General features: G+C 60.9%; 15 protein-coding genes and 1 pseudogene. 6 read left to right on the top strand and 10 right to left on the bottom strand.

The genetic code is table 11. The annotated features are described in order from the left end of the window. Nucleotides 1–112 precede the first annotated feature (112 nt). A complete protein-coding gene (locus tag VFG33_RS07955; RefSeq protein ID WP_325023994.1) occupies nucleotides 113–1,285 on the top strand; it encodes an epoxide hydrolase family protein in 1,173 nt (390 codons plus the stop codon). A gap of 47 nt (nucleotides 1,286–1,332) precedes the next feature. Here VFG33_RS07955 and VFG33_RS07960 read toward each other — a convergent pair whose 3' ends face one another. The 4 genes from VFG33_RS07960 to VFG33_RS07975 all read right to left on the bottom strand — a co-directional run bounded on the left by VFG33_RS07960 (nucleotide 1,333) and on the right by VFG33_RS07975 (nucleotide 4,094). Beyond that, nucleotides 1,333–1,818 (bottom strand): CYTH domain-containing protein, encoded by a 486-nt coding sequence (locus VFG33_RS07960; protein WP_325023996.1) that lies wholly within the window; start codon nucleotides 1,816–1,818, stop codon nucleotides 1,333–1,335. Between the two features lie 365 nt (nucleotides 1,819–2,183). Then, complete coding sequence (locus VFG33_RS07965; RefSeq protein WP_325023998.1) at nucleotides 2,184–2,387, bottom strand: hypothetical protein; 204 nt, start codon at nucleotides 2,385–2,387, stop codon at nucleotides 2,184–2,186. 64 nt (nucleotides 2,388–2,451) lie between these two features. Further along, complete coding sequence (locus tag VFG33_RS07970) at nucleotides 2,452–3,765, bottom strand: DUF6884 domain-containing protein (protein ID WP_325024000.1); 1,314 nt, start codon at nucleotides 3,763–3,765, stop codon at nucleotides 2,452–2,454. A gap of 80 nt (nucleotides 3,766–3,845) precedes the next feature. Beyond that, entirely contained in the window at nucleotides 3,846–4,094 is a 249-nt protein-coding gene (locus tag VFG33_RS07975) for a nucleoside triphosphate pyrophosphohydrolase family protein (protein ID WP_325024001.1), read from the bottom strand. Nucleotides 4,095–4,384: 290 nt separating this feature from the next. Between VFG33_RS07975 and VFG33_RS07980 the strand changes: the two genes are divergently transcribed. From VFG33_RS07980 to VFG33_RS07995, 4 genes are all read left to right on the top strand, one after another. After that, entirely contained in the window at nucleotides 4,385–5,623 is a 1,239-nt protein-coding gene (locus VFG33_RS07980; RefSeq protein ID WP_325024003.1) for a GmrSD restriction endonuclease domain-containing protein, read from the top strand. A gap of 41 nt (nucleotides 5,624–5,664) precedes the next feature. Next, nucleotides 5,665–6,237, top strand: coding sequence for a HEPN domain-containing protein (locus tag VFG33_RS07985; RefSeq protein WP_325024005.1), 573 nt, complete (start codon nucleotides 5,665–5,667; stop codon nucleotides 6,235–6,237). A 335-nt stretch (nucleotides 6,238–6,572) separates the two neighbouring features. Next, complete coding sequence (locus VFG33_RS07990) at nucleotides 6,573–9,671, top strand: DEAD/DEAH box helicase (RefSeq protein ID WP_325024007.1); 3,099 nt, start codon at nucleotides 6,573–6,575, stop codon at nucleotides 9,669–9,671. Nucleotides 9,672–9,860: 189 nt separating this feature from the next. Beyond that, complete coding sequence (locus VFG33_RS07995; RefSeq protein ID WP_325024009.1) at nucleotides 9,861–10,241, top strand: helix-turn-helix domain-containing protein; 381 nt, start codon at nucleotides 9,861–9,863, stop codon at nucleotides 10,239–10,241. A 9-nt stretch (nucleotides 10,242–10,250) separates the two neighbouring features. On the opposite strand, the gene VFG33_RS08000 is transcribed toward VFG33_RS07995, so the two are convergent. Both VFG33_RS08000 and VFG33_RS08005 read right to left on the bottom strand, forming a co-directional pair. Next, nucleotides 10,251–11,681, bottom strand: a complete 1,431-nt coding sequence (locus VFG33_RS08000) for an AAA family ATPase (RefSeq protein WP_325024011.1) — start codon at nucleotides 11,679–11,681, stop codon at nucleotides 10,251–10,253. Next, nucleotides 11,624–12,796: an AAA family ATPase gene (locus VFG33_RS08005; RefSeq protein ID WP_325024013.1), complete on the bottom strand. Its 1,173-nt coding sequence runs from the start codon at nucleotides 12,794–12,796 to the stop codon at nucleotides 11,624–11,626. Before VFG33_RS08005 ends, VFG33_RS08000 begins: the two co-directional genes overlap by 58 nt. Before the next feature lie 332 nt (nucleotides 12,797–13,128). Between VFG33_RS08005 and VFG33_RS08010 the strand changes: the two genes are divergently transcribed. Further along, a complete protein-coding gene (locus VFG33_RS08010) occupies nucleotides 13,129–14,217 on the top strand; it encodes an IS630 family transposase (RefSeq protein ID WP_325024015.1) in 1,089 nt (362 codons plus the stop codon). Here VFG33_RS08010 and VFG33_RS08015 read toward each other — a convergent pair. The 4 genes and pseudogenes from VFG33_RS08015 to VFG33_RS08030 all read right to left on the bottom strand — a co-directional run. Beyond that, complete coding sequence (locus tag VFG33_RS08015) at nucleotides 14,200–14,595, bottom strand: hypothetical protein (RefSeq protein WP_325024017.1); 396 nt, start codon at nucleotides 14,593–14,595, stop codon at nucleotides 14,200–14,202. The genes VFG33_RS08010 and VFG33_RS08015 overlap by 18 nt on opposite strands. A gap of 63 nt (nucleotides 14,596–14,658) precedes the next feature. Continuing rightward, the gene (locus VFG33_RS08020) at nucleotides 14,659–15,252 is read right to left on the bottom strand and encodes a YdcF family protein (protein ID WP_325024019.1); all 594 of its coding nucleotides are present in this window, start codon (nucleotides 15,250–15,252) and stop codon (nucleotides 14,659–14,661) included. Nucleotides 15,253–15,326: 74 nt separating this feature from the next. After that, nucleotides 15,327–16,076, bottom strand: a complete 750-nt coding sequence (locus VFG33_RS08025) for an alpha/beta fold hydrolase (protein ID WP_325024021.1) — start codon at nucleotides 16,074–16,076, stop codon at nucleotides 15,327–15,329. A 110-nt stretch (nucleotides 16,077–16,186) separates the two neighbouring features. Beyond that, nucleotides 16,187–16,645 (bottom strand): annotated as a pseudogene (locus VFG33_RS08030) (hypothetical protein); the annotation flags it as partial.

The raw sequence follows: 16,645 nt of genomic DNA on the forward strand, positions 1-16,645 counted from the left end.
TTCTGGAGCAGCGAGAGGAGTCTCAGGAGTCGTGCGGAGGTCTCCAGCATTCTCAGATCGTCCCAGCAATCGCGGAAGAAAGTCTTCCGCAATCGCTTCTAACGTTCTAGGCATGAACACTTCAGCGATTCGCCCCTTCCGCATCGAGATCCCCCAAGCCGACCTGGACGACCTCCGTTCCCGCCTGGCCAACACCCGCTGGGCCGACGCGGCGCCGACCGAAGCGACCGACTTCAGCCGCGGCGTACCGCTGAGTTACCTGAAGGAACTCGCCACCTACTGGGGCAACGACTTCGACTGGCGCGCGCAGGAGGCCCGGCTCAACTCGCATCCCCAGTTCCGCACCGAGATCGACGGCCAGACGATCCACTTCCTCCACGTCCGCTCCCCCGAACCCGACGCGACCCCGCTGCTCATGACCCACGGATACCCCGGATCCTTCGTCGAGTTCCTCGAGCTGATCGACCCGCTCACCAACCCCGTCGCCGACGGCGGCTCAGCAGCCGACGCCTTCCACCTCGTCATCCCGTCAATCCCCGGCTTCGGCTTCTCGACCCCGGTCTCCTCTGCCGGCTGGGAGGTCGCCCGTACTACGGAAGCCTTCGCCGAGCTCATGAATCGCCTCGGCTACACGTCGTACGGCGCCCACGGCGGCGACGTAGGCGCCGGCATCACCGGCCGACTCGCCGCCCTCCACCCCGAGTCGGTCATCGGCACCCTCGTCAACAGCGACCGCGGCCCGCTAGGCCTGGCCGGCGACCAGTTCCCCATCCCCGATCACCTCACAGACGACGAACTCGCCGTCGTCAACGCTGAACGCGAGTCCTGGAAAGCCGAACGCGGCTACCTAGACCTCCAATCCCACCGCCCCGAAACAATCGCCGCCGCCCTGACCGACTCCCCCGTCGGCCAACTCGCCTGGATCACCGAGAAATTCCAAACCTGGACGAACCCCTCCGCCACCACCCCAGACGAGGCAGTCAACCGCGACCACCTCCTAACCAACATCACCCTCTACTGGTTCACCCGAACCGGCGCCACAGCAGCCCGCTTCCTCTACGAAGCAGCCCACTCCGGCCTCAACTGGCTCGCCCCCTCGACCGTCCCGGCAGGCTGGTCGGTATTCAACACAGATCCCGTCCTCCGCCGCATGATGGACCCCACCCACCAAATCCCCTTCTGGTTCGACCACAAGGAAGGCGGCCACTTTGCCGCCATGGAAGCCCCAGCCCTACTCACCGACGACCTCCGCACCTTCTTCAGGACGCTGCAGCCAGAGGTCTGAAACCCGCCGCCACCTCAGTCCGATCCGGAGCAGGATCGGACTGAGGTCTATTGGAAGCGAAGGTCCCGGATCGATCCAAGGTCAATCCCGTAGCGCGCATAGACCTTCACAGTGTTCTCCCCAGTCAGCCGATCTTCGGGAATGCCAAGCATCGCAGCGACCTCGACCACATGCCGGCGGCTATCCCCTTCGACCTCCAGGTACGGCGGAATCAGCGGCCACCGATCGATCTCCAGACGCGCACCCGCCAGCTCAAAACTCTCCCGGCGATTCTCCTGATACGACTTGGCCTCGAACCCCATCCGCCGAAGCAACTCGTTCGCCGTCTCGAAGTCCCCCACCAAGACCTCGGTCTCAGTCGTCCCATCGATCCCGTCGTGCTCGATCTCTTTGACCGTCAAGGTCACTGCAGCCCCGTCGTCTCGCAGCCGGATCCATCTCGCCCCGTCACCAGCCTCGATGTCATAGACAAACCGCCGCATCAATGCGTACCCCACCCGACGGCCACCAAGGCCGACGATCTTGTCCGCCAACTCGTCCGGCTTGACATCCACACCTTCGCCTCGAACTCAATCGGCACGGCAGCTGGTTCCTCTCTTAAGAGGCCGCGTACTTCGCGGCAAGCTGACGGAACTCGGACTCACGAAGCGACAGGATCTCAGCCCTTAGATCGCTACGGACGAACTCTTCCACAGGAAGGCACAGGTCCATGCGCTGAACGCAGACACCGACCTGGTATCCACCCCGGCGATCGCGATACAACCGGACGCCGTAATAGCCTTCTTCACAGTCAGTCCCGTTGTTGAAACGGCAAGCCAGCGCATGTCTCTGGTAGACGCACGGGCCGGATCTGTTTGAAGCTGACGACGCGGCCTGACGGCAGCCGGTAGGCCGTCCTCTAGCCGGACACGCCGGCGGTCAAAGTCATGCTGACAGGTTCTGCTTTGAGCTCGACAAGGACTCTATGGATCACATCGACCGACTTCTCACCATCGGCCAGCGAATTTAGCAGTCGAACGGAGATGGCCGGTGAGTACTCGGCGAGCAGGCGATGCACACGTGCGTTGTGGCTGGCATCTGGAACAACGATGTTCGCGCTCACCTGGACGCCGTGCAGAAGAGCTACTCGGATCGGCTCTAGTCGAACATACGCAAGTCCAGCCGTCCTACCGGATCTCTCGCCTTAGCTGGCTCAACCGGCGCCGTACAGGAGTCGGTGCTCGGCCTGACAGGTTCAGCGGCGGGTCGAGCTCATCGAGGACCTCGTGTTCGAGCGACATCAAGCTGTCTGCATCCTCTACGGCTACCGCGATCACACAGAGATGGTTCTCCATCCATTCGGTAACGGCGGGATCATCAACATGTTCGAGTTCCAGCGGTTCCCGAAGTACCGAGGCGAGCGTAAGCCGGAAGGTAGAGAACGCAGCCGACCCGTCCAGGTGCATCCCGACTAGGCGTGCCCACAAGGTGTTCGCCGATTGACGTCCGCTAGGCCAGCGGGTCGCCCCCGCCTGGCCGGCGTACACAAGCCCGGGCCGCACATCAACCCCAAGCCCCGCCGAGAGGTCTCCAGCACCATGGGCATCAACCCACCAGGAGTAAAGCCCCGGCGCAGACATCTCGCTCTTACCCATTCGCCTCAGCTCGGCGGGCCCACGAGACTGTGTCTGGTCTAGCAACTTAGTGACCGTGACGGCCACGATCGCATCCGAGGCACGCGCAGGCTTCACAACCTGGTCGTCTGGCGGCGGCTTTGTGGGGCGGCTGCTGGACGCGCCCTCTACAGCTGACCCGTACCACGCGAGCCGCTGTCCCTGAGCAAGCCCAGCAAGAGGCGTGCTGACGATTGCACCGAGAGTCTGAAGCGCTGGCGTCAAGCAGGATGCGTAGAGGGAGGACGCATGAATCTCGATCGTCTTGCCCGCGATGGTTCCCAACAGCAACTCCAGCCGAGCTGCCGACCACTGAGCCCACGCGTTGCGGTAGCTCGGCGGACAGTCGGGTAGGTAACGCTCATACGGGGCCAGCCACTCTTCGGGCCTGACGAGGCCATGCTCTGCCGACAGAATGAACCACGTCGCACCCGAGCGTTCGGCGTACTGCCGTTGCTTCTGGAAAAGTGCTGAGATGTACAGGTCCTTGGCTGCGGCTGGCACGCTCAGCTTCGTCTTCACGCACGTAATGAGGACTACGTCGGCGGATGCCGCCGTCAGCGGCGCGGTGAGTGCAGTGGGCTTCGATTGATCCTGACGCGGAACCGCTCGATATAGCCCATGCTCGATGCGATCGAAGACAGAAGGAAGTCCGGATGCGCCGTTGCCGACTGTCATCCGTTGAAGGTGTGCTCGCAAAGTGGGCGCCTGGACAGCCGGATACCGATCTCGGAACCACGATTCCAGCTCAGCGAAGCGGAACTGGCCAGGGCGGTCGGCCGCGAACTCTTGCATCAGCTGCCACACCGGGCGGTCGTAGACCGACATCGCTCCCCCTCGCCACTCGCTTGCAACATAGCATCGGAGCCCCTTCGCTCAGCACCATGTGATCGCGGGTTCAGTTGGCATCAAGTATCCCCTGGCGCCTCCCGCGAAGCTCTGTCGCGGGAGGCGCTCGGCTGAGTTTCAAGCTTCTTCCCTGCCCCGTCCATCAGATCGATATCGAGGACATCGGCCAGACGCACGAGGTAGGCGAGCACGTCCGTCATCTCCTCCTCCACTCGTCGGCGCAGCGGATTAGCGCTGATTCTCTGTACCGCGGCGTCGGCAGGTAGCCACTGGAACAGCTCCGCCAGCTCACCAACCTCCCTCGACACTCGACGAGACCTAGAATCAATCGTGGAACTTGGCCCACCTTCGGCTCATCCAGCACTTCACTGGCGATGTGGAAACCCGTTCTGCGAGACGGTAGATCACATTGGTGTGACAGCCTTCGAACGCGGTCCTCTCGACGTAACGATGCTGGGCTCGCCACCGATTGAGACACTGAACCACGCTGTGTGGTCGCGAGTCACTCCGCATCTGGGAGTGGTGCAGCGCCCGCCCCATCGGCACCGGTCGCCCGATCGGACACCGGTCCGTGAACGCATTCTTGACGAGGAGCTACATGGGCGACATCGATCCGACAGAGCAACTGGCGTTGGATAACGGCTGGGGTGACGTCGAAGACGACGAGGAACCTGTCGCGCCTAGCGACATCGTGTCTGCGGTCGTAACCGACACGGACTGGACGACAGAGACAATGCTAAGCCAGCTCCGTCGGGGCAATATCAAACTCAATCCTCGATTCCAACGACGTGACGCTTGGGACAGGACCCGCAAAAGCCGATTTATCGAAAGCCTAATACTAGGTTTGCCGATCCCTCAGCTAGTCCTCGCGGAAGACAAGCGACGCAGAGGCGCATTTGTGGTACTCGACGGGAAACAACGCCTACTCGCTCTTAGGCAGTTCGCGGAGGGTTCGCAATTCGGGGGCGAACCCGATGCTAGTGGAGAATTTAGGCAACTGCGCCTAAGCGGACTAGATGTGCGCGAAGATTTGAAAGGAAAGACACTCCAAAAACTGGACTCTGATGCAGCTCATATCGACGATCTAAATGCGTTCTTAAACCAGACAATCCGGACCGTCGTTGTCCGAAGTTGGCCTAATGAAGCGTTCTTAAATCTGGTCTTTCTACGATTGAATACTGGAAGCGTAAAGCTGTCTCCCCAAGAGTTGCGCCAGGCGCTACATCCTGGGGATTTTACTGACTTTATCGACGATCACACAGCAGACAGCAATGAAATGCAGCGAGCTTTACGCATCACTAGACCCGACTTCCGAATGCGTGACGTCGAGCTCCTCTTGAGATACTACTCATTTCGGCTATATCTGGCGGAGTACCGAGGAAGCTTGAAGCAGTTTCTCGACACCACGACCGCCCGTCTAAACAAGGGGTGGTTCGCTAACGAGACACGAATCCGAGACATTGCAAGCGAGTTCGATGATTCCATCAGTGCTGCCTTCGACATATTCGGCGACAACGCCTACTTCCGCTGGCAAACTGACCACTTCGAGCGCCGTTTTAACCGCGCAGTCTTCGACGTCGTGATGTATTACTTCTCCGACGCAGAGATTCGGCAGGAGGCCCGGGACAACGCGGACGATGTCCTTCTTGCCTTCAAGCAACTATGCGACACTAATCCGGACTTCGTTCGAGCAGTCCAGTCGACCACGAAGACGATTGGCGCCACGTACCTACGTTTGCACGCCTGGGGAGTTGCGCTATCGGAAGCCCTTGGACGCGAAATTCGCGTTCCCACCCTTGCGGAGAACCGGATCGATCCCGGCACCTCCGTATCATGAAGTCCAAACGATATAGAGTTCTCACCAGGAGGATCGGAGAATTGCGGCGCCATCTCCTGCCCAGGCGCTTCGATCCAACCGGGCTCTACCCGGACAGAATTCATGAACGTGCACGTGCATTTCGACTGCTCGTTCACGCAGAATTCGAATCCTATATTGAAGACCGTGTGGTTGAGGTTGCGGACAGGAGCTACCGATCCTGGCAAGCAACGCGGGTCATCCGCCCCTGCCTTATCGGCCTCCTTGCTTTCGATGATGCCAAGCGTGAATCGCCAACATCATTGCTGATGCCACCACGTCAGAATCCTGCGCCAGATCTCTCAGCTCGACTGCATCGGGCCAAGAATACTCTTACCACCTATGCGCGCTCACAGAACCATGGGGTACGCGAGCGGAACCTATTGAAACTACTTCTGCCGCTCGGAGTGGAGGAAGGCAAGATCGATATGACGTGGTTGGCTTCGATCGACTCATGGGCGGCACAACGCGGCGATTTTGCGCACCAGTCTGGAACGAAACTGACAGTAAAGGCAGATCCGCGCGATGAGTACCAAGGTGTTCAACAATTGTTGATTGGATTCGCCGATATCGACGAAATACTTGGTGAACTCTAATTGGCCGTCGAAGACGGTGGTTTACTCCATGTTCGATTGAGAAGCGTATCTGAACGAGAACCGGCTCCACTTGCAGTAACGCGCGGCTGTGGGTACTGCCCGAGTGGAGCTCGGCGACGAATCACCGCACCAAGATTGGCGTTCCTTTGAGAGGAATTCGACGCATTCGGATCATCTCTACAGCGGTCATATGGCGACTGAATCAGCCATACTCCAAGTAGCTACCCTTTAATCTCGCGAGCCCATATCCACAGGTGCCGCGAACACGCTCGGCTCCTGTGTAGTCCAGAGAATGTCGGCCTGATCTGGCAAACTACCCGCGAGGTGGTGACCAGATGAAGCCAGGAATCTATGACGCGCTCGTGACGGACGGCCTGCTCGGAGCTCTCGACCAGACGGAGGGTCTTACGTCCGCACTTCAGGACGTCGCCGATGCCGACCAGCCCGAGGTCCTTGCTCGGCATGTTCGCGACGCCGTCCTGCGTACGCTCGCCGCAACTCGTGACCATGGGGAGCGAGTAGCGCTCGTCAATGACCTGCTCCAACGTCTCCCCTCGCCGAATGACAAACTTCCAGACGGTGAGCCAAGGCAGCTGCTCGCGCTCTACCTACCGGCCGGCGCCGGCGTGCATCAGCCTGGCGACACGCGTCCTACTACTCCTCTGTCGGACGCCGCGCTCCTCACGAACGCCCACGGAGAGCCCGCGCTCGGATCTGAGCTACGTGCCGAGATCGATACCTCTGACGAAGTTGACCTCCTCTGCGCCTTCGTCAAGTGGTATGGATTGAGGCTGCTAGAACCCGAACTGCGGCGCCTGCGGCAACGCGGAGGACCGTTTCGCGTCATCACCACGACCTACATGGGAGCCACCGACCGCCACGCGCTGGATCGACTGGTCAATGACCTCGGTGCCCAGGTAAAGATCCAGTACGACGTACTCCGCACACGGCTGCACGCCAAAGCCTGGCTCTTCCGTCGTAACACGGGCTTCGACACTGCATACGTCGGGTCCTCAAACCTCTCGCGCGCCGCACTCCTGGATGGAGTCGAGTGGAACGTTCGGTTGTCACGAATCGCGACCCCCAGTCTCCTCAACAAGTTCGGCGCCACGTTCGACACTTACTGGAACGACTCGACCTTCGAGGCCTACGATCCCGAGCGAGACCGCGACCGTCTAGACGACGCCCTAGCGGAGGCAGGCAATCGCAAGGCGACAGACCGCGTGACCATTACGCTGGCGGGTCTGGAGGTGCGACCGCGGCCCTACCAAGCCGAGATGCTCGAGGCGATCGCGGTCGAACGCGAGGTCCACGATCGTCACCGCAACCTTGTAGTTGCTGCGACAGGGACCGGCAAGACCGTCATCGCTGCACTCGACTATCGACGTCTTCGAGACGCAGCCGTGGCCCGCGGTGAGCAGCCGCCCTCTCTCCTGTTCATTGCTCATCGACGAGAGATCCTCCAGCAGTCACTGCGCACCTACCGCGAGGTGCTCAACGACGCCAGCTTCGGTGAGGAGTACTTCTCTGGCGTACGGCCCGACCGTTGGGACCACGTCTTTGCCTCGGTACAGGCGCTCACGAGCTACGACGTCACCACGCTGCCGGCACAATCCTTCGACATCGTCGTCGTCGACGAATTCCACCACGCCGCGGCACCGACCTATCGAAAGCTTTTAGGTCATCTCCAACCTGTTGAGCTGCTCGGTCTGACCGCGACACCCGAGCGCGCTGACGGCTTCGATCTCCAGTCCTACTTCGGAGGTCGAACTGCTGTTGAGCTTCGACTCTGGGATGCCCTAGCAGACGATCTCCTCTGTCCGTTCCACTACTTCGGAATCGCCGATGGCACGAGTCTCGCCGACCTGCAATGGAAGCGTGGCCGCTACGACGAGCAGGAACTCGAGGGCCTATACACCGGCAACGACCGACGCGCAGCCATCGTTTTGCGAGAACTCCAAGACAAGCTCACCGATGTACATGCCATGCGCGCGCTCGGCTTTTGCGTCTCGGTTGCCCACGCGGAGTACATGGCCAAAGTCTTCAACGATGCGGGCATCCCCGCCCTCGCTGTATCCGGGCGATCGCTGATCGCTGAGCGCGACCAAGCTCTTCGGGACCTCAAGGACCGTCGAGTGAACGCCCTCTTCGCGGCCGATCTGTTCAATGAGGGCCTCGACCTTCCAGAGGTCGACACCGTCCTCTTCCTACGCCCGACCGAAAGCCCCACGGTCTTCCTACAGCAGCTTGGCCGCGGCCTGCGTCAAGCACAGGGCAAGGCCGTCCTGACGGCCCTTGACTTCGTCGGTCACCAGCGCAAGGAGTTCCGCTTCGACAAGCGCTTCCGAGCTCTCACGGGCGAAACACGCAGAGGCCTCCAGCGCCAGGTCGAGTTGGGGTTCCCCTTCTTGCCTTCGGGCTGCCAAATCGTCCTCGACAAGGTCTCGCAAGAAAGAGTCCTAGAGAACCTCCGCACGCAAGTCACGGGACGCTGGCGCGAGATGACTAGTGAACTTCGATCCCATGGTGACCAGGACCTAGCGACCTTTGTCCGCGAGGCCGGCGTCGACATCAGCGACATCCTGCGCAGCGGAAGAAGCTGGACGGCGCTCAGACGAGACGCAGGGCTTCCAACGCGTGACGGCACAACTCGCGAATCCAAACTGCTCAAACGCGTGCGCGCCCTCGCACATGTCGACGACCCAGACCGTATGCGGACATACAACCTGCTCCTGGACGACCGAGCGCCCACGTACAGCGAACTAACTGAGTCGCAACGCCACCAAGCACGCATGCTCTTCTTCTCCCTCTGGCCTGACGGCGGCGGCTTCGCCTCATACGACGCTGGTCTAGACGCACTCCGCGCAGAGCAAGCCTTACGCGACGAGCTGATCCAGGTCGTCGACTTCGCCATGGACCGCGCTCGACACCGAACCCTCGAGCTCTCAGGCGTGCTCAGCAAGATCCCACTACGCGTACACGCGCGATACCAACGCGAAGAGATCCTCGCCGCCCTCAACTACGCGAGCCCCCAACGCCGCCCAAGCAGCTTCCGCGAGGGGGTTCTGTCCTCAAAGGAATCCGGCATCGACGCCTTCTTCGTAACCCTCACGAAGTCGGAGGCCGACTACTCCCCAACCACGATGTACCGCGACTACGCCATTAGCCCGACGCTGTTCCACTGGGAATCCCAGAGCACCACATCGGCTACCTCCGCAACCGGCCAGCGCTATATCAACCACCGCGCCCAGGGCTCGAACATCCTCATCCTCGCCCGCGAACACAAACTCAACGAGCTAGGCACCTCCCCCTATCTCTTCCTAGGCCCAGCCACCTACACCACTCATACTGGCGACCGCCCAATCGCCATCACCTGGCGCCTAGACCACCCCATGCCCACCGATCTCTTCCAGTCGGCATCCGTTGTCGCCTGACCGAGGCGTGACACGGTGTCAGATCCGTTGACGGCAGTCTGTCGAGGTTCGTACCTTCCATCCAGAACCTCTCGGGGATCGGGCTCTGGTCGCCTTGATTCGGCTCCGGTTCGAGAACGACACTGATTGTGGAGGTTATGTCCCGTTACTCGAACCAGCCCTACTGCTGGAGAAGCTCCAAAACTGGCATTGCCAGTCGCACTTGAAACAACACCCAAAACCAGTGGCCGAAGCCACACCACCCCACGAGTTCACACGCTGGACGAGAGGCTTGACAGTGAGATTCTGGCCGGGATCGTGGTCGAGCACGAAGCCGCAGCCATCGTCCGCAGCCATCGGCTCGATGTTCTCGCTGAGCAGAAGAGCATCGTCAAGGTCCTCCGAGAAGCCGGCATCAACGTCCGCTACCCGCGGATAACGGAGTCAGAACTCAGACGAGCAACGATGCTCTACAACGACGGATATTCACTCGTGGAAGTTGGCAGGCGACTCGGTCGTGACCACTCGACAACCTACAAGGCGATGAAACGCGCCGGTATAAAGATGCGAGATTCGCACGGACGCCCCTGAGGCGCGACATCAGGCCCCGAGGAACTCGGTACGACATGCTTCTAGCTCCGCCCAGTGCGCCTTGAGGTCAGCCAACGTCGACGAGACCCCGAGCGACAACAGTGGTTGCGAGTGGGCTTCGGTCTGCCTACAAGCCTCCTCGAAGATGCGGAACACCACGTCGATCGCAGGCTTCATCGCTCCCAACTTGAGATCCGGCAAAGTGGTCATCCGGACATTCGGCTGATACCTACGCGTAACACCGTTGAGGAGCTCATCTTCAGTGAACACCTCGCACCACGAACGCATACATGAGTACCCTTCACGGATTAGCGCGTCTCGCGCTTCTCCGTCTACGGCTTCGGCCGCCGCGATCTTCTTGTTGATTCGCTTCTTCAAATCGCTGAGGCTATCCAGGCGTGGCCCGGTAGCAGGCGCAACATGGCCCTTACCCCCGTCATCAGTCACAGCATAGTAGGTGCAGCGCTTCGACTTCTCGAACAGCGACAGTAGTTTCGTTGCGAACAGGATGTCATGCGTAAAGACGATCACCTGGTTGTTGTCAGTCAGTCCGGCAATCCGATGTGCTACTTCATTGATGCGTCGATGGTCAAGGCTCGACACTGGATCATCAAAGACGATAGGAGCAGTGATTCCCGTCAACCGCGCCTCGGCGAGGAAGTCAGCGATAGCAAGAACCTTCTGCTCACCCTCTGAAAGCACCTTTGAAGGCTTGTAACTTCCACCAAGAGTCCGTCGGCGGTGCGGCTTCCCCTCGCGACCAACAAACTGAACATCCAACGCTGGTGCTCGGAGGTGCTTGCACTCCTCAGCAAACAAGGTGTCGAAACTCTGATTGATAAGCTGATCACTGGCGCTCTTAGCCAACTCAGTGACCTGTCGCAGGTAGACGGCCATCTTCTTGACAAGAATCGCGATCCGGGCAGCCAGTGCCTCACCCTTGACCTTTGACTCAACCTGCTCCCAGACGGCGGCCAGTTCCACCCGCCCGGCCAGTTCCACTCGCTCGGCCTTCTTCTCTTTGAGGGCCGCCGTACGGTCGTTTAGCTGCTTTTGTACCCCTTCGACCAGAGTAACCGTCGCGATCCGAGCCTTCTGCACCTCACCCAACGCGCCAGCAGCCTCCTCGGTCCACTTCGCCTCTACCGGCTTGGCTTCACCAATCGCGGACTGAAAAGCTTCACCCAAGGACTTCACCCGAGCAAGTAGGTCGTACTGCGGGACGCGTTCGTCGAGAACCTCTTGCTCCGAGATGAACGAGAGCATGCCAGGACCAATGAGTGACTTTACCGAGGACTGAGCCACTGACAGAGCCTCTTCCAAAGCTCGAATGTCACCGCTCAACTTGTCCTCCAGGTACTCGCTGTATCGGGCGAGCAGGACTAGCGCCGGAGCGGCAAGGGGTTGACGACAGTACAAGCAGCGGTCTTCGTCGTGCACGCCTTCGCTCTGCAAGTGCTGCTTGTAGCCTCACCGCTAGCAATGAACGCCGACCATGTGTTGTCTGGCGCAGCCGGAAGCGACGCCGCAATGAAAAGCTGCTCACGCAACTGTATTTGATCGCCTCGGAATGCGGCGAGCTTGTCCAAGTTGTCGTTGTACGCCGTCGCATCGAAGACCGACAAGAACTTTGCTGCCGTCTCCGCTTCCCGCAATACCGCACTAAGGCGTTGCAGAACCGGAAGTTGGGCCGCCACCGTGTTTGCCTCAAGCGCAGCAACCGCCTGCACGAGGTGTTCCAACTGCGTCCTGGGTTCATCGCCAAAAGTAGCGAGCTTGCGAAGCGCTTCTAGGTCGGTCGCAGCGCTCAGCGTCTCGATCTGCGGATAAACATTCGACTCTCTCGGGAACCGGGCGAGCAAACCAGGGATTGCCGTCTTCAAGCTGGCAATATCCTGATCCAGCTTATTCTGTACGGCTCGAATCGCGTGGCTGACATAGTTGAAGAGCGACAGAACCGCGGGCACGTAAACGTATTCGAGGTCTGAGTCCAGATGCACATTGACGGCCGGGCTATCGAAAATCGACATACGCGTGAACGGCGACAGCCCTTGCTCGCCACCCCATGTCACCTGGTGAGCTTCAGATCCAAGAGTGTAGTCAATTACAGCTGACTTACTCAGGTCTTCATGGGCAGAAATATCTCCAAGGATAGTGTCGGCCGTTCGACTGTTGGCGAGCGCCTTGAAGACTCGCGCATAGCCTGTCTTGCCCGTCCCGTTCTCGCCGAACAGGATCGTCAGCCCTGCGTGTGGCTCGATAACCGCTCCGGGAACAAGTGCGTTCACGCCCCGCACTTCAGAAAGCTTCGAGATAGCTAGCGGTTCTTCGGCCTCATCTTGACCGGTAGTCACCGCCAACTCTGGTTCGACGTCCAGCTTTCGCTTGTCGATCAGCTTCTCTTGACGAAAGAGGTTATAGGCGTGCTCGATATCGGTAGCCGGAAGCTCCCGGGTCGTCGCGATCACCTGGCGCGCGATGTACCGGAGCCACTCGTCGCTTTTATTGGCCCATTTCGCAAGCGCGGCGCGTGGATCCTCCCCAGCTTCCTTCACGATGTTTCCTCTCCAGCACCACGCTGTTTAGTTCTTACTTCATTTAACCATGGCAAGCACGTGGTAGGAACCATAACCGAGTTGAGTCGCAGCTGCTACAGGTTATTATCTTGCACACACATCACCGTTGCAAATCTTCGGCTATCTCCGCGGAGATGTGAATCTCTTCCAGCCAGGCTCGGGTGGCGATACCTGTCAGCTTTCGCAGGATCTCGCTCAGCTCGGCAAACTTCTCCGTCACGGCTAGTGCCTCTCCAAGAAAGGTTGGGGTTGTAACCGTGTCGGGTTGACCGGTTCGGTGGTGAGTCTGAAGGCTTGCTGCGGAGGTGGTGATGGCTCGACAGCCTGAGGTGTTCGTGCGCTCGCTGGAACCCGAGGAAGCGCAGCGTCTGGTGCGGATCACTCGGACCACGAAGGACCGGGTCCGGTTACGCCGGGCGGGGATCGTGCTGGCGTCTGGGCAGGGTAGGAGTGCGTCGGAGGCGGCGGCGATGTTCGCGATGAAGCCGCAGTACGCGCGGGAGGTGATCCACGCGTTCAACGAGCAGGGGTTCGCGGCATTGGACCCAAAATGGAGCGGGGGCCGTCCGGCGAGGTTCGGCCCCCCGGTTCGTGAGACGGTCTGCCGGGTCGCCAAGACTCCGCCGCAGCAGCTGGGCCGCCCGTTCACCACGTGGAGCTTGTCGAAGCTGGTCGAGTACCTGGCCGAGCACAAGAGCATCGCCATCAGCACCGAGTCGGTGCGCCAGATCCTCCGTGCGGCGGGCATCAGGTGGCAGGCGACCAAGACGTGGAAGGCCAGCAAGGACCCGGACTTCACCGAGAAGATGGCCCGCGTCCTCAACCTGTACGACCATCCACCGGCAGACGGCCGGGTGATCTGTGCCGACGAGTTCGGCCCGTTGAACCTTCAGCCCAGGCCTGGCAGGGGCTGGTTCCCCACCGCTCGTCCGGCCCGGCTGCGGGCCACGTTCAACCGCACCGGCGGGGTGCGGCACATGTTCGCCGCCTTGGATCTGGCCACCGGGCAGATGTTCTACCGGTTCCGAGATCGCAAGCGGTGGCGGGAGTTCCTCGGGTTCCTCAAACAGCTCCGGGACCGATTCCCGACCGGGCAGCTGTATGTCGTGTGTGACAACTACGGGCCGCACAAGAAGGCCGAGGTCGTCGACTGGTGCGACCTCAACGGGGTCGAGTTGGTGTTCACGCCGAGCAACGCGTCCTGGTTGAACTGGATCGAGTACGAGTTCACCGCCCTGCGCTACTTCACCCTCGACGGCAGCGACTACCCCAGCCACACCGCCCAAGAGACCGCAATCGCCGGCTACGTCCGCTGGCGCAACAAGCACGCCAAACCCAAACGACACTTCGCCACCGACTCCAAGATCCGCCGACCCGATTACCTACCCAACGTTGCTTGACGAGGCACTAGCTTGATCTGGGGCCGTCTGGCGCAGGTGGCGCCCGTAGGTCTCGGCCAGCTGATCGAATGTCATGGTCGATACCATCGCGGCGTACCGAAGCGCCTGGAGCTCCATGTGTCCGCCATCTTCGGTCCGCTTCAGTTCGACGACTACGAGCACGCCTTCGCGATCGACACAAAGCAGATCGATGCGGCGACGTAGGTCGGCAAAGTCACCAAACTCCTCGGCCACCACCAGCAGGTTGGGATCCAACACGTCGATGTGGCTGCGTAGAGCCAACTGCAGGTCGGCCCGCTCGAGCACCATCTGAGCGGCGAAGTTCGTCGGCGGAACTTTTGCTAGCGCACCCTCAGCGGTCAACTCAAACAAGGCCATGCAGGCAGTCTGCCCCAGGACCCATATCGCCGACAGAGTTGGAGCGGCGGGCGGGTCGACGGTTCACCGCACAAGCCGACTGTTGTAGCCAGCGGCGATCAGGCGCTTGTAGGCGGCGTGTACGTCGTCGGGCACACGCTGCTCGATGGCGAAGCCGAGGGCTGGGTACTCGATCACTCGTTGCAGGTCGCCGACCAGCATCTCCAGAACGAGTCTGGCGTCACCGATGCCGTCGATGTAGCCGGCCAACCCGATCGGCTCGGAAGCACACTGGACCCGTACGTCTGGCCAAATCTTCTGGCAGGTCGCGAAGGCTCTGCGTTCCATATAGGGCTTGGAGATCAGCAACACCGATCCGACCGGCTCTCCGCTACCGGCGAGAAGATCGCGTGTGAATGCGATGTTCTGGCCGGTGTTCGTAGCCTGAGGCTCGATTGAAATGGCGGACGCTGGCACTCCGAGTCGCATGGCGTGTTCGCGATATTCGACCGCTTCGCCGCGAGGGAAACCTGCGGTGGTGGTCCGACTGTTGGCTCCGGTGAAGACGAGCTTCGGGAACAGGCCTTGCAGGTAGAGCTGCGCCGCGTACGTCGCAACGCCGAGATCGTGGCTGCCCAAGCCGATACCGACATCCACTGGCTCCAGGTCGTGCTTCATCCGGTGGTAGTCCCAGACCAGCTCGGCATCCTCGAACTGGCCGCTAGTCGGGACGTCCGAAAGTCGGGTGGTTCTCATGCCTGGCGAGCCGCGTCGATGAGGTCGTCGATTGCTTCGGCGACGATGGTTGGATCGTCGATCTGCACGTAGTGATCGCCGAAGCGGGCAATCTTGTGTACTACGCCCAGCTCAGCCGCCAGCGCAGCCTGATTCCGTTGCCATCGTTCTTCCAGGGCCTCGCGGGTAAAGGGAAGCCAGTGCTCAACGCTTTCGATCTCTAGCCAGCGACCGACCCGACTGGTGATGACGACACTCGGTACAGCGAGGGGGCCCGTACTGCGCTCGACTTCTTCCGCACTCGCAAGCATGTCGAACGATATGCCTCCGTCCTCGTCGCTGTCGGGGATGACGGTCCAAGGCTTCTCGATGTCCAGATTCAGGTGAATGTCTGTCGAGTCGACCATCACGAGGCCAGCGAGATCCTGTGGCCACGTCGCCGCGAAGTAAAGGCCGATTAGCGCTCCGAACGAGTGGCCAACTAGAACAGCCGGTCGGCCAACGCCCGCGGACGCAAGGAGGCCGCGGAGCTCCTCCTCGGCGGCACCGACCGAGCGCGGTTTTGAGTCAGCTGGCATCTCGCTTTCGCCGATTCCGGCGCGGGCATAGGTGACGAGCGTTGTTGAAGACCGGTGAGCCGCAATGGCTGCATCCCAGGGCGCGCCGGCGTCGGCAGTGCCAGAGATGAAGACGACAGTCGGCGACCCCTCCCCCGAGATCTCCGCCGCAAGCTTGTAACCGCCGACATCGACCATGGTTGCCGCCATGGCGATGAGCCTACGGCGTCCATACGGCCCTTAGCCGCCAGCTCGGCACGTCGTAGCTGTGCGCTTCGATCATCGCGGTTCTCCTGGGTGTTGGCCGGGCAGTTTTTGGGTCACGCGGTGGGACCGGCGGCCGCAGTTCGAGGAAGCCGGAGCATTAGCGCGGCGGCTAGGAGATAGAGCACGATCTCGACCGGCAGTACGGCGGCGAACGCGTCGCTGAACATCTCCAGTTTGCCGACCTCCGCGGTGGGGGTATCCAGGGTGCTGAAGAACACGGTGCCCAGAATGGCGATGCCAGCGGCCCCACCAACTTGGTTCACCGTCGAGAGAACGCCACCTGCCGCTCCTGCGTCTTTGCCCGGAACGCCGGCCAGAACGACGTTGACGAGGATGGGAGCTGCAAGCCCGAGGCCCAGTCCACCCACAAACAAAGGCAACGCGATCGTCCAGTAGCCGGGAGCGTCGCCGCCGCGGACTGCGGCCCACAGCAACGCCTGAGAAGCGGCCAAGGTCAGCGATCCGATGATCAGCAACGCGCGGCCCGCCTTCGCAGCAAGGGCAACGCCGAG

This window comes from Kribbella sp. (assembly GCF_035687465.1).
Classification (GTDB): domain Bacteria; phylum Actinomycetota; class Actinomycetes; order Propionibacteriales; family Kribbellaceae; genus Kribbella.